Raw genomic sequence first — 12,422 nt, 5'->3', positions numbered from 1 at the left:
TTCTTTCCTCAAGCTATTGGGACGACACCATGCAGATCGGAATGATGGGACTGGGCAGGATGGGCGCCAATATGGTGCGCCGCCTGGTGCGGGACGGCCACGAATGCGTCGTCTACGACATCAACTCGGCAAGCGTCGCCGGCATGGTCAAGGACGGCGCCATTGGCGCCGCCTCGCTGGAGGAGTTCGTCGCCAAGCTCGCCAAGCCGCGCTGCGCCTGGCTGATGCTGCCGGCGGCGATCACCGGCAGGATCGCCGACCAGGTGGCGGCGCTGATGGAGCCGGGCGACATCATCGTCGACGGCGGCAATTCCTACTATCACGATGCCGTCGACCAGGCGGCGAAGCTGGCGACCAAGGGCATCAGCTTTGTCGATGTCGGCACCAGCGGCGGCGTCTGGGGCCTGGAGCGCGGCTACTGCCTGATGATCGGCGGCCCCGATGAAGCCGTGCAGCATCTCGATCCGGTTTTCGCCACGCTGGCGCCGGGCGCCGACCCGGGCTCCAATCCGCCGAAGGATGCCGGAAGCGCCCCCCACGGCTATCTGCATTGCGGGCCGAGCGGCGCCGGCCATTTCGTCAAGATGGTGCATAACGGCATCGAATACGGCGTCATGGCCGCCTATGCCGAGGGCATCAACATCCTGAAGTCGGCCAATGCGGGCAAACGGCAGCGGACGGCGGACGCCGAGACCAGTCCGCTGGAAAACCCGCAATATTACCAGTTCGATATCGACCTCGCCCAGGTGGCCGAGGTGTGGCGGCATGGCAGCGTCATCGGCTCCTGGCTGCTCGACCTTACCGCCGGCGCGCTGAAGAATGATCCGTCGCTCGCCCAGTTCGGCGGCCGCGTCTCCGATTCCGGCGAAGGCCGCTGGACGCTGAAGGCGGCGATCGACACAGGCGTTCCGGCGCCGGTGCTCTCCGCGGCACTGTTCGACCGCTTCTCCTCGCAAGGCGAATCCGCATTCGCCGACAAGCTTCTGTCCGCCATGCGCTATGCCTTCGGCGGCCATGTCGAGAAGCCGAAGACCGGCGCGTGAAGGGAGAGGCGGCATGAGCCAGGAGAGGTCCGACACGCTGGTGCTTTTCGGGGCGACCGGCGACCTTGCGCACAAGAAGATATTTCCGGCGCTCTATCACATGGTCGCCAAGGAGACGCTCGCCGAGCCGGTGATCGGCGTCGCCTTCGAGCCCTGGGACATCGGCAAGCTGGTGGACCGCGCCCGCGACGGCATCGTCAATGCGCTGGGCGCCGTCGACGACAAGGTGTTCGGCAAGCTCGCCTCGCTGCTGCGCTATGTCAGCGGCGACTACCGCGACCCGGCGACCTTCGAGAAGCTGAAGACGGCGCTGGGCTCGGCGCAGCGGCCACTGCATTACATGGCCGTGCCGCCCACGATGTTCGAGATCGTCGTGCAAGGCCTGGAACAGTCCGGCACCGCGCGCGGCGCGCGGCTGATGGTGGAAAAACCCTTCGGCCACGACCTGCAGTCGGCGCGCTGGCTGAACCGCGTGCTGCATCTGGTGTTCGACGAACGATCGATCTTCCGCATCGACCACTATCTCGGCAAGGAAGCGATCCAGAACCTGCTCTATTTCCGCTTCGCCAACTCCTTCCTCGAACCGATCTGGAACCGCAATTTCGTCGAGAGCGTCCAGATCACCATGGCCGAGGATTTCGGCGTCGAGGGCCGCGGCCGTTTCTATGACGATGTCGGCTGCATCCGCGACGTCATCGAGAACCATCTGCTCAACATCCTGCTGCTTTTAGCCATGGAGCCGCCCGTCGGCCGCTCGGCCGATGACCTGATCGACGAGAAGGTGCAGGTGCTCAGGGCGATTCGCACCCTGAACAAGGACGATGTCGTGCGCGGCCAGTTCGACGGCTATCTGGCGGAGCCGGGCGTGCGGCCGAACTCCCCCGTCGAGACCTTCGCCGCGGTGCGCTTCTTCGTCGACACCTGGCGCTGGCGGGACGTGCCCTTCTTCATCCGCGCCGGCAAGAACATGCCGGTGCACGCCACCGAGGTGATCGTGCGGATGAAGCGGCCCCCGCTCGATGTCTTCGACCCGATCAAGCCGGACGACGCCAACCATGTCCGCTTCCGCATCGACCCGCAGGTGGCGATCTCGATCGGCGCTCAGCGCAAGGTGCCAGGCGACGACATGATCGGCGAGCAGGTGGAGCTGACCGCGCTCGACGACACCAAGGGCGACATGCCGCCCTATGAAAGGCTGATCGGCGACGCCATGAACGGCAACGGCCAGCTCTTCACGCGGCAGGATGCGGCCGAGCTTGCCTGGCGCATTGTCGGCCCGGTGCTTGGCGACATGACGCCTCCCCCTATCTATGCCCCCAAGACCTGGGGACCGGCCGATGCCATGGACGGCTTCGGCCCGCCCAATGGCTGGATCAACCCGACGAAATAGTTTGGAGGCAACGGGATGGCGAAATCGGCAAAGCCGGCGGCGGCGAAGGGCGACCAGATCGTGCTCACCATCGACGTCGGCGGCTCGCGCGTGAAGATCCTCACCAGCGCCGGCGGCGAAGTGAGTCGCGCCGAATCCGGGCCGGGCTTGACGCCTGAGCAGGTTGTCGCCTCGGTGAAGAAGCTTGCCGAGGGGCTGAGCTATGACGTCATCTCGATGGGCTACCCGGGCCCGGTGCGGGACAACAAGCCTTCGCTCGACCCCTTCAATCTCGGCAAGGGCTGGAACGGCTATGATTTCGCCGCCGCCTTCGGCAAGCCGGTCAAGCTCGTTAACGACGCATTGATGCAGGCGATCGGCAGCTATGAGGGCGGCCGCATGCTATTCCTCGGCCTGGGCACCGGCCTCGGCGCCGCGATGATCCTCGATCACGTCGGGCAGCCGATGGAGCTTGCCCATCTTCCCTATAAGAAGGGCTGCAGCTTCGAAGACTATGTCGGCGAGCGCGGCCTGGTAAAGCACGGCAAGAAAAAATGGCGCAGATACGTTTTTGATGTCGTAAACAGGCTTCGCGCCGCCTTGCAGCCGGACTATGTGGTCATCGGCGGCGGCAATGTCGACAAGCTTGATGAATTGCCCGAGAAATCCAGGCGCGGCGACAACACTCGCGCCTTCGAAGGCGGATTTCGACTGTGGCGCGACAAGGCGCTGATCGTCTGATATTGTTACATTTCAGTATAGTTGTTCAAAATAGCGTGTAACCGCGCGACTGGTCGTTGCGCTGTGCAGATTTGCCGACTAGGAATTCGCCGGCCTTGTGGAGAACGCGGCAGCGCTCTGATTTACATCCCGATTTTCGCGGCCATGCGGCACAGACGGAGGAATGACGTGGACGAGGACACCAACACAGCCAAGGAAGTCGACCTGCTCGAGCTCACCGCTCACATCGTGTCGGCCTATGTCGCCAAGAACCGGTTGCCCGCTTCGGGCCTGGGCGAGCTCATCGCCAGCGTCGCCTCCTCGATCGGCGAACTCAACCAGCCGCCGGCGCCGCCGGCGCCCCCGCCCACGCCAGCCGTCAATCCGCGGCGCTCGGTGACGCCGGACTACATCATCTGCCTCGAGGACGGGAAGAAGTTCAAATCGCTGAAGCGCCATATCGGCGTGCATTTCGGGCTGACGCCGGAAGCCTACCGCACCAAATGGGGCCTGCCGGCGGACTACCCGATGGTCGCGCCCAATTATGCCGCGTCGCGCTCCGAGCTCGCCAAGTCGATCGGCCTTGGGCGCAAGGCGGAAGCCGAGCCGGTCAAGCCTGCGAGAGGCAGAAGGGCCAAGGCTTCCGCCTGAGACGTCACCTGCCTGTACCAACAGTTTGAGAAGCCTGCCGGCGAATCCGCCTTGGCAGGCTTCCTGCTTTTATGGCTTGGATAGGCTGAACCTCGGGGGAGCCTGGCCATGAACTACGCAAGGATGGTGATCGAGAAGGAGGCGCCGGAAGAATACGGCTACGACCGCATCCGCTGTAATCTCTCCGAAAGCTCGATCGCCGACCAGAAGCTCTCCGACATCGGCCTCTCGCTGCCCGACCTCACTTTGTTCTACGGCGAGCATCGTGGCGACAAGGAGTTGCGCACGCTGATCGCAGCACAAAACGAAGGGCTCTCCGCTGACGACGTGCTGGTGACCGCGGGCGCCGCCGGCGCGCTGTTCATCATCGCCACCTCGCTGCTGTCGCCGAGCGACCATCTCGTGGTCGTGCGGCCGAACTACGCCACCAACATCGAGACCCCCAAGGCGATCGGCTGCGCCATCTCCTATGTCGATCTCGATTTCGAAAACGGGTTCGCGATCGACGTCGAGCGCGTCGCGGCCGCCGTGCGGCCGAACACGAAGCTGATCAGCGTCACCTGCCCGCACAACCCGACCGGCACGATGATGACCCGCGCCGATCTCGACGCGCTGGTCGCGCTCACTGAGCGCCGGCGTTGCCGGCTGCTGGTCGACGAGACCTATCGCGATCTGTCCTATGGCGAGCGGTTGCCCTCGGCGGCATCGCTGAGTGCGAGCGCCATCAGCGTCTCGTCGCTTTCCAAGGCCTTCGGCATTCCGGGCATCCGCATCGGCTGGCTGGTCGCCAGGGACAAGGCGGTGCGGGAGACATTCCTTGCCGCCAAGGAGCAGATCGGCATCTGCGGCAGCGTCGTCGACGAGGCGATCGCCCGCGCCATGCTCGAGCGCCGTGATGCCTTCCTGGCATCGCTGCTGCCCCAGATGGCGAGGCGGCGCGACATCGTCCAGGCCTGGATCGACGGCGAGCCGCTTGTCGACTGGGTGCGGCCGCAAGGCGGCGTCGTCGGCTTTCCGCGGCTGAACGTCGATACCGGCTTCGACCTCGACCGGTTCTACACCAGGCTTCTCGAGGAGCACGGCACCTATGTCGGCCCAGGCCACTGGTTCGAGATGCCGAAGCGCTTCTTCCGTGTCGGCTTCGGCTGGCCGAAAGAGGCGGAATTGCGCGGCGGTCTGGAAGCCATCTCCGCCGCGTTGAGGGATTGAGCCCCTTCCCATCGCGAACGACCGTTCCAGATTTCTTCAGCCAGCGCCGATTTTTTTGCGCGCGCGGCGAAACGAACTGGGCTAAAGGGTTCTGGCCGGACCAGCGCCCGCCGTGGAAGTGCCCCGCCGGCCAATGCCACAACGGGGCCCTTGAACCATGACCGCCGAAGCAGCTTCACCTGACCAGCGCTATGCCGCTTTCCGGCACCGGCCGTTCCTCAGCTACTGGACGGCGCGCTTCCTCACCACCTTCGCCACCCAGATCGTCTCAGTCGCCGTCGGCTGGCAGATCTACGACCTGACGCGCAATCCCTTCGACCTCGGCATCGTCGGCATCGTCCAGTTCCTGCCCTCGCTGCTGTTGGTGCTCGTCACCGGCGTCGTCGCCGACCGCTTCGGCCGCCGCCTGATCATGACCTTGGCGTCGTTGGTGGAAGGCGGCTGCGCGCTCGCTATCCTATTCCTGACGCTGCGCGGCCTGACCGGTCCGCTGCCGATCTTCGTCGTGCTCGCTCTGTTCGGCGTAGCCCGCGCTTTCTACGGACCGGCCTCGTCCTCGCTGTTCGCCAATCTGGTGCCGCAGGAGGATTTCGCCAACGCGATCGCCTGGAACTCGTCGGCCTGGCAGACCGCGACGATCGTCGGCCCGGTCGCCGGCGGCCTGCTCTACGGGCTCTCGGCGGAAATCGCCTACGCCACTGCGGCGATCCTGCTGCTTGCCGCCGCGCTGCTCGTCTTCACCATCCCCAAGCCCGCTCAGCAGACCGCCACCGACAAGCCGACGATGCAGACGCTGTTTGCCGGCTTCGGCTATATCTGGAGCGAGAAGATCGTGCTCGGCGCGATCTCGCTCGACCTCTTCGCGGTGCTTCTCTCCGGTGCCTCGGCGCTGCTGCCGGTCTATGCGCGCGACATTTTGGAGCTCGGCCCCTGGGGCCTCGGCCTGCTGCGCTCGGCGCCGAGCATCGGTGCCATCTGCGTCGCGGTCTGGCTCGCCGGCCATCCGATCCGCGACCACGGCGGCGTGGTCATGCTCGGCGCCGCAGCGTCGTTCGGCGTCTGCACGGTGCTGTTCGGCCTGTCGACCATCACCTGGCTGTCGATCGCGGCGCTCGTCTTGCTCGGCGCCACCGATATGTTCAGCGTCTATATCCGCGAGACGCTGATCCAGCTCTGGACGCCGGACGAGGTGCGCGGCCGCGTCAATGCGGTCAACCAGGTCTTCGTCGGCGCCTCCAACGAACTCGGCGAATTCCGCGCCGGCACCATGGCGGCACTGATCGGCACCGTGCCGGCGGTGGTGGTCGGCGGCATCGGCGCCATCGCGGTCGTCGGATTGTGGGCCTGGCTGTTCCCGGCGCTGCGGCAGGTGCGGCATCTGAACAGCCGGAACTGAGCAAGCGCCAAGCTTGCGCCGACAACGGCCGAGATGGGGCCGTTAAGGAGCCGGTCCGCTCTGTGGCGCGGCATCAGAAAGCTGCCGTCGAGGCTGCTGTCCCAAGCGATTGCGAGGCGATGACATCTTCTATTGGGACGATACCGGCTTCACCGCCGGCGGGAAGGTCGTCGACGGCGTGCTCCATCACGCAGGAATGATCCTCTACCGCAAGAGGTGACGGTCTCTAAGGCTGACGACGCGGCCGAAAAAAGGCGCGAATTTCATGCGCCAGCAACTCTGGCTGCTCAAGTGCCGCGAAATGGCCCCCCGCCGGCATCTCAGTCCAGCGGGCGACATCGAAAACGCGCTCGACCCAAGACCGTGGCGGCATCGGCAGTTCGTGGGGAAAGAGCGCGACGCCAAATGGCGGCGTCACGCGCTCATCAAGGTCGAACGAGAGTGGGCAAAGGCGATTCTCCTTGTACAGCCGCAAGGAGGCGCTGAGGCTGTCGCCGAACCAGTAGATAGAAATATCGGTAAGCAGCGTATCCAGGGAGAAAACGCGCTGGATATCACCATCGCAATCGCTCCAGGATCTGAATTTCTCGACAATCCAGGCAGCGAGACCCACGGGAGAATCAGTCAGCGAGAAGGCCAGCGTCTGTGGCTTGGTGCCTTGCAAAGCCGCATAGGCTCCTTCATCTGCCGCCCAGGACGAAACCCGTTTAAGAAACTCTTGCTCCTCATTTGTCACGGGCGGTGATGCCGGTCCCAGGGTCGGGCGGAAGCTGCCGGGAATATAGTTGACATGAACGCCTGCCAAGCTGTCTGGGAACTGCCGCGCGAGCCAAGCCGAGACACCGGCGCCGATATCGCCCCCTTGAGCTGCAAACCGGTTGTAACCAAGACCTTCCATCAATCGATGCCACAGTTGGGCAATCGTTCGTGCGTTGATACCAGGGTAGGAGGGCGCAGGCGAGAAGCCATAGCCGGGAAGGGAGGGCACGACGACGTGAAAAGCATCGGCGGGATCGCCGCCGTGAGCTCCGGGGTCGGCCAGCAACGGAATGATGTGTTCCATCTCGGCGAAAGAGCCTGGCCAGCCGTGCGTCAGGACAATAGGCATGGGTGATGGCCCTGCCCCGCGCTGATGGACGAAGTGGACGTCCGCGTTATCAATAGTGGCGATGAATTGTGGTAGTCGGTTCAGCCGCTCCTCTTGCGCGCGCCAGTCAAAGTTGTGGAGCCAATGGTGAGAAAGCCGCTGCATGAACAGCAGGTTCGCGCCGTCGGCCCAACTCTCGTCATCAAGTGAACTCGGCCAACGCGTCGCACGCAGGCGATGTCGCAAGTCAGCCAGCGCTTCGTTGGGGATGTGGATCGAAAAAGGCCGGATTTTCATATTCTGCCATGGTGCAGGGTGTCCGTCACCATAGCGCTAAAGCCGGTGTACCAACAATCGATGTGGTTCACCTAACGCATGTCGCCCAAAAGTGCGCAGCGGTTTTGGGGGAACGACATGCATCAAAACAAAGACTTAAAGCGCGTCGCCTGGCTCCTCTTCAGCGCGACGCGCTTTAATCTCGCAGCGCAGCGGACGTGAACGTTCGCCCTGAGCTTACGGCCGCTTCCGGGCACCGGGCACAGCGGTCCGGATGGCCGACTCTGCAGCGCAGAGCGGTCGTCCACGTCTCGACAGGACGTAGGTCGTCTTCCGGTCAAGCTCAGCCACTCGGGGCAATTGGCTTTTACTCTATCCCACAGCCGGTTTGCCGAAGATCAGGCCCAAAAATTCGCCCAGCCAGCGTTTCAGATGCATGTCCCAGATCAGCCGGCCGCCGAGGTGATCGCGGCCGGGCTGGGCGCCGGGCAATTCGAAGCGATGCGCGCCGCGCACCACCCAGCGATGCATCATCACGCGGGTCAGCTCGCCATGGAACTGGATGCCCCAGGCATTCTCGCCATAACGAAAAGCCTGGTTGGGATAGGTTTCCGCCGTCGCGAGCAGCGTTGCCTCCTTCGGCAGCGAAAAGCCCTCGCGGTGGAACTGGTAAACCATCTCCGGCCAGTGCAGCAGATTCTTCCCCGCCTCGGTCGCCTTCAGTGGATACCAGCCGATCTCGACCAGTCCCTCGCCATGACCCTCGACCTTGCCGCCGAGATGGTTGGCGAGCATCTGCGCGCCGAGGCAGATGCCGAGGAAGGGCCGGTTCTCCTTGAGCGGGACTTCGAGCCAGTCGGTCTCGCGGCGGACGAACTCGTCCCCGTCATTGGCGCTCATCGGCCCGCCGAAGATAACCGCGCCGGCATGATCATCCAGCGTGCGGGGCAATCCATCGCCAAGCGGCGGCCGGCGGATGTCGAGATCGAAACCTTCTTCCAGCAGCATATGACCTACGCGGCCGGGGCTCGAAGTCTCCTGATGCAGCACGATCAGGATTTTTGGTCTCGGCCTCGGTCTGGGTGGCATGGAAGGCGAAGGATCCTCTATTCGTCGCTCGACGTCCCGCGCGCGCCGGGCGCCTCGGCCGCCGCCTTGCGGCGCGCCTCGATGCGGTCCTGGCGCTCGACGCCGATCAATTCGGCGACGCGCCAGACGGTGTTGTCCTCGAGCTCGTGCAGCTCGCCGTCGGCGTAGACGATTTCCCACATCAAGCCGATGAAGGCCTTGCGCGCCTCGGCGTCGAGATGGCGCTTGAGCACGCTGGTGAAGGCGTAGAGGTCGATCGCCTCATTGTCGGCGTGCTCGCCGGCGGCCGCCAGCGCATCGAGCTCGTCGCCGCTGATCGAGTAGGTTTCCGCCAGAATTTCCTTGAAGCGCTCCCATTCGACATCCTGGCGCACGCCGTCGGCGTTCATCACATGGTAGAGCAGGGCCGAGGCCGCGACGCGCGGATCGTCGGCGCTCGGCTTCGCCGCGCCGGCAGCCGGCAAATCCCTCAGGAACGACAATACGCGTTCGAACATCGACACCTTTTCCCTGTCCGCCAAAACCGGCCTCAAAACAAACGAAACCGGCGCGGCGATTTTTCCGCCTCGTCTTCCGGCGCGACGCCCGGATCGTCCGGCAATCGCGGCGGCTCCGATGCCTGCTCGAAGGCCTCGCCATCGCCCGACGCGGCCGCGGTCTCCTTCTCCATGCCGTTCGGCGCTTCGGCGGCCGGCTTCGCCGCCGAAGCATCGGGGACGATGTCGATCGCTTTCTCGGCCGGCACGGCCGGCGCGGCGGGAATTGCCGGCACCGCCACGTCCGCGTCGCTCTCGATCAACTGCCCGAGCCTCTCCATCGGCGCGCGCCAGATGAAGGCGTCCAACTTGCCGGTGACCGGCGACACCGGCGCCCAGCGCTCGGAGACGACGCCGTCGGCGACCCAGGCCGGGTCGCGCGGTGCGCGCACTGCCTTCGAAAGCAGTTGCCGCACCTTCCCCTGGTCGCCGGTTTCGGCCTCCTCGATGTCGGCCAGAAGCAGATAGGCGCCCTCGCGGCGATCCATGCGGATAGCGGCCTCCGCCTCGCGCCGCGCGGTGGCGAAATCCTGCGCATCGAGCGCGGCGCGCGCCACGGCCATCGACGATTCGGCGTGGTTCTTCTTCATCTCCTGCAGCTTCTTCGCCCGGTTGAGGCGGTCGAGCACGGCATCGCCCGGCCTTGCATGGGTGTAGAGCTCGGCGATGTCCGGATGCGGCTCGGCCCGCCAGGCCGTCTCCAGGATCTTGGAGCCTTTGCGCACGTCGTTTTGCCGGATCAGCAGATTGGCGGCGATGACCGCCGCTGGCGAGAAATCGGGCGCCAGCTTGTTGGCTTCGACGGCGGCATTCCGGGCGGTATTCGGATCGCTGTCGACCAGCGCCTGCGCCTTGGCGGTGAGCAGCACCGCGCGGCGCCGGTTGGCGGCGTCGCGCTCGATCTGCCTTGTCGACTTCTGCGATTCGACGAGCTTCAGCGCGCCATCCCAGTCGCCGCGCTCGGTCAGCTCCTCGAGTGTCGATTCCGCCGCCCAGGCGAGCTGCGGCGCCACCGCCGCCGCGCGACCGGCATAGTGGCGCGCCGCATTGCGGTCGCCCAGCCGCTCGGCTTCGAGATAGAGCCCACGCAACCCGAGCAGCCGCATTTCCGGGTCGTCGAGCATGCGCTCGAACTTTTCCCGTGCGCCCTCATGGTCGCCTTCGAGCAGCGAGGCCTGCGCGTCGAGCAGGTTGATCAGCGGCTCCTGGTCGGAGCTGATCAGCTTCGCCGCTTCCTTGGTCTTCTTGCGCGCCAGCGCGCCGTCGCCGGCGCCGGCCGCGATCATGCCGCTCGACAGCGCCTGGTAGCCGCGGTCGCGGCGGCGCACCCGGAAATAGCGCGAGATCGTATAGGGGCTGTTCCACAGCGACTTGACCAGCCACCACAAAATCATCACCGCTGCGACCACGGCGACGATCGCCACCGCCGCCACCATCAGCGAGACCTGGTACTGGTAGCCGTTGAAGGTGACGAGCATCTCGCCCGGACGGTCGGCCAGCCAGGCAAAGCCGAGCCCTAGCGCGAAGACGACGGCGAGGAAGATGAGGATGCGGATCATCGGACGGTCCTCACGCCTTCGTCGCGCCGGCAATCAGCGCGTCGATCTGCTTTTCGACCTCGAGCCGCGCCTTCAGTTTGCCGGCAAAATCGGCGCCCGCCGACTTTGCCGCATCGGGCAGCGTATCGTATTCGCTGAGTGCCTTGGCATAGTCGCCCTGATTGACCGCCACCTCCAGGCGCGCCACGGTCTCCGGCGCGCCCTTGCCTTCGACCGTGCCGACCGGCCGCACCTTAACCAGCGACTCGGCGCTCGACACCAGGCTCTGGAAGAAGCCGGCATTCTGGTCGACCGGCGTTGCCGCCTCGACCATGGCGTTGGCGGCGGCCTCGACCTCCGAAGCGATTGTGGCGCGGGTCGGTACGCCCTTTTCGGCATAGGACCGCAGCACCGTGATCTCCGGCGCGTCCGGCGCGATCGCGGCGAAGGTGTCGAGCTCGGTCGCGAATGGCGCGCCGCGGTCGAGCGCCGCCTTCAGCGCCGAAGCGGCAATCGCCAGCGCGATCTTCGGCTGCGAGGCCTGCGCGTCGACCTTGCCGGAGAGCTGCGACACCGACTGTTCCAGCGCCGCGATCCGGCCGTCCTCGGCCTTTGCCGCGTCGCCGGCCGATTTCACCAGCGCATCGAGCCCGGCGAGTTTTTCGTTGAGCGGGCCAAGATCAACCGGTGCCGCGCTGCCGGCTTTCTGCAGGTCGGCGACAGCCGTCTCGACCTGTCCGACCTTGTCGTTGAGCGCCTTGAGCGCCGTGCCGTCGCCGCTCTGCCCGGCCGAGGATTTCAGCGCCGCGACATCCGACTTCACCTGATCGAGCGCCGAGGACAGGCCGTCGATCTTGGCCGAAGCACCGGTATCGCCCGATTCCTTGAGCGCCGCGATTTCACCCTTGAGCGAGGCGATCTCGCCATTGACGCCGTCGAGCGCCGCTCCGCCCGAGGCAGGCGAGCCGAGCAGACCGACCGCCTGCAGCAGGCCGGCGCCGGCAAGCGCGACCACGCCGCCGATGAGGCCGGCCGCAATCATGTTGACGCCAGAGCGCCTGGCGGCCGGCGAGCCGTGACCGTCGTCCCGGGTCTCGCTTGGTTTCGCCGCAGAGCCGGCGGAACTGGTCTTGGCCGCCGACGCATCCTCGAAATTGTAGCCGAAGTTATTCGGCTCGCTTTTCGGAGCCTCTTCGCCGCCCGGATAGGGCGCTTCCGCCTCATCCTTGGTCTTGGCCTCGGGTCCATCGACCCCGGCCTGCGCCGCATCGGCGTGTTCCCACGGTTCGATGTCGGCCTGCTCCGCATGGATCGGTTCCTCCGGAGCTTCCGGCTGCGAAGCGGCGGCCGCTTCCTCCGCCTTCGCCTCGTCGGTCTGTTCCGGATTGGCCTCGGCCTTGGCGGCATCCTCCTCGGTGATTCGCGAGACGGCGCCGGGCTCGAGCTCGATGGTCACCGGCTCGCGGTGGCTCTTCGAATGTCGCACCTTAGGCGTCTTGACCATGCTT

At 65.4% G+C, this 12,422-nt stretch carries 11 protein-coding genes and 1 pseudogene; 7 read left to right on the top strand and 5 right to left on the bottom strand.

The window, feature by feature from the left end; genetic code table 11:
* Positions 1 to 29: 29 nt before the first annotated feature.
* The 7 genes and pseudogenes from gnd to EJ070_RS10240 all read left to right on the top strand — a co-directional run.
* A complete protein-coding gene (gene gnd / locus EJ070_RS10270) occupies positions 30 to 1,043 on the top strand; it encodes a phosphogluconate dehydrogenase (NAD(+)-dependent, decarboxylating) (RefSeq protein ID WP_126091251.1) in 1,014 nt (337 codons plus the stop codon).
* Positions 1,044 to 1,056: 13 nt separating this feature from the next.
* Positions 1,057 to 2,433, top strand: coding sequence for a glucose-6-phosphate dehydrogenase (zwf, locus tag EJ070_RS10265; RefSeq protein WP_126091250.1), 1,377 nt, complete (start codon positions 1,057 to 1,059; stop codon positions 2,431 to 2,433).
* Between the two features lie 15 nt (positions 2,434 to 2,448).
* Positions 2,449 to 3,153: an ROK family protein gene (locus tag EJ070_RS10260; protein WP_126091249.1), complete on the top strand. Its 705-nt coding sequence runs from the start codon at positions 2,449 to 2,451 to the stop codon at positions 3,151 to 3,153.
* 168 nt (positions 3,154 to 3,321) lie between these two features.
* A complete protein-coding gene (locus EJ070_RS10255; RefSeq protein ID WP_126091248.1) occupies positions 3,322 to 3,783 on the top strand; it encodes a MucR family transcriptional regulator in 462 nt (153 codons plus the stop codon).
* Between the two features lie 108 nt (positions 3,784 to 3,891).
* Positions 3,892 to 4,992, top strand: a complete 1,101-nt coding sequence (locus EJ070_RS10250) for a pyridoxal phosphate-dependent aminotransferase (protein ID WP_126091247.1) — start codon at positions 3,892 to 3,894, stop codon at positions 4,990 to 4,992.
* Between the two features lie 157 nt (positions 4,993 to 5,149).
* Complete coding sequence (locus tag EJ070_RS10245) at positions 5,150 to 6,388, top strand: MFS transporter (RefSeq protein WP_126091246.1); 1,239 nt, start codon at positions 5,150 to 5,152, stop codon at positions 6,386 to 6,388.
* Between the two features lie 106 nt (positions 6,389 to 6,494).
* Positions 6,495 to 6,608 (top strand): annotated as a pseudogene (locus EJ070_RS10240) (Atu4866 domain-containing protein); the annotation flags it as partial.
* A 6-nt stretch (positions 6,609 to 6,614) separates the two neighbouring features.
* Here EJ070_RS10240 and EJ070_RS10235 read toward each other — a convergent pair.
* From EJ070_RS10235 to EJ070_RS10215, 5 genes are all read right to left on the bottom strand, one after another.
* A complete protein-coding gene (locus tag EJ070_RS10235; RefSeq protein ID WP_126091244.1) occupies positions 6,615 to 7,772 on the bottom strand; it encodes an epoxide hydrolase family protein in 1,158 nt (385 codons plus the stop codon).
* A 351-nt stretch (positions 7,773 to 8,123) separates the two neighbouring features.
* The gene (locus EJ070_RS10230) at positions 8,124 to 8,840 is read right to left on the bottom strand and encodes a glutamine amidotransferase (RefSeq protein ID WP_126091243.1); all 717 of its coding nucleotides are present in this window, start codon (positions 8,838 to 8,840) and stop codon (positions 8,124 to 8,126) included.
* A gap of 17 nt (positions 8,841 to 8,857) precedes the next feature.
* On the bottom strand, positions 8,858 to 9,337 hold the full coding sequence (locus tag EJ070_RS10225) for a TerB family tellurite resistance protein (protein ID WP_126091242.1): 480 nt from the start codon (positions 9,335 to 9,337) through the stop codon (positions 8,858 to 8,860).
* 32 nt (positions 9,338 to 9,369) lie between these two features.
* On the bottom strand, positions 9,370 to 10,935 hold the full coding sequence (locus EJ070_RS10220; protein ID WP_126091241.1) for a heme biosynthesis protein HemY: 1,566 nt from the start codon (positions 10,933 to 10,935) through the stop codon (positions 9,370 to 9,372).
* A gap of 10 nt (positions 10,936 to 10,945) precedes the next feature.
* On the bottom strand, positions 10,946 to 12,418 hold the full coding sequence (locus EJ070_RS10215; RefSeq protein ID WP_126091240.1) for a COG4223 family protein: 1,473 nt from the start codon (positions 12,416 to 12,418) through the stop codon (positions 10,946 to 10,948).
* Positions 12,419 to 12,422: the final 4 nt, after the last annotated feature.

The organism is Mesorhizobium sp. M1E.F.Ca.ET.045.02.1.1 (genome assembly GCF_003952485.1).
In the GTDB taxonomy this organism is placed as follows: domain Bacteria; phylum Pseudomonadota; class Alphaproteobacteria; order Rhizobiales; family Rhizobiaceae; genus Mesorhizobium.
Note: the sequence above shows the minus strand (reverse complement) of the source record. Positions and strands in the feature narration are given on the sequence as shown.

Bases quoted from the DNA above. Each gene is read 5' to 3' on its own strand.
- gnd (WP_126091251.1), top strand. From the start codon at position 30: ATGCAGATCGGAATGATGGGACTGGGCAGGATGGGCGCCAATATGGTG.
- zwf (WP_126091250.1), top strand. From the start codon at position 1,057: ATGAGCCAGGAGAGGTCCGACACGCTGGTGCTTTTCGGGGCGACCGGC.
- EJ070_RS10260 (WP_126091249.1), top strand. From the start codon at position 2,449: ATGGCGAAATCGGCAAAGCCGGCGGCGGCGAAGGGCGACCAGATCGTG.
- EJ070_RS10250 (WP_126091247.1), top strand. From the start codon at position 3,892: ATGAACTACGCAAGGATGGTGATCGAGAAGGAGGCGCCGGAAGAATAC.
- EJ070_RS10245 (WP_126091246.1), top strand. From the start codon at position 5,150: ATGACCGCCGAAGCAGCTTCACCTGACCAGCGCTATGCCGCTTTCCGG.
- EJ070_RS10235 (WP_126091244.1), bottom strand. From the start codon at position 7,772: ATGAAAATCCGGCCTTTTTCGATCCACATCCCCAACGAAGCGCTGGCT.
- EJ070_RS10230 (WP_126091243.1), bottom strand. From the start codon at position 8,840: ATGCCACCCAGACCGAGGCCGAGACCAAAAATCCTGATCGTGCTGCAT.
- EJ070_RS10225 (WP_126091242.1), bottom strand. From the start codon at position 9,337: ATGTTCGAACGCGTATTGTCGTTCCTGAGGGATTTGCCGGCTGCCGGC.
- EJ070_RS10220 (WP_126091241.1), bottom strand. From the start codon at position 10,935: ATGATCCGCATCCTCATCTTCCTCGCCGTCGTCTTCGCGCTAGGGCTC.
- EJ070_RS10215 (WP_126091240.1), bottom strand. From the start codon at position 12,418: ATGGTCAAGACGCCTAAGGTGCGACATTCGAAGAGCCACCGCGAGCCG.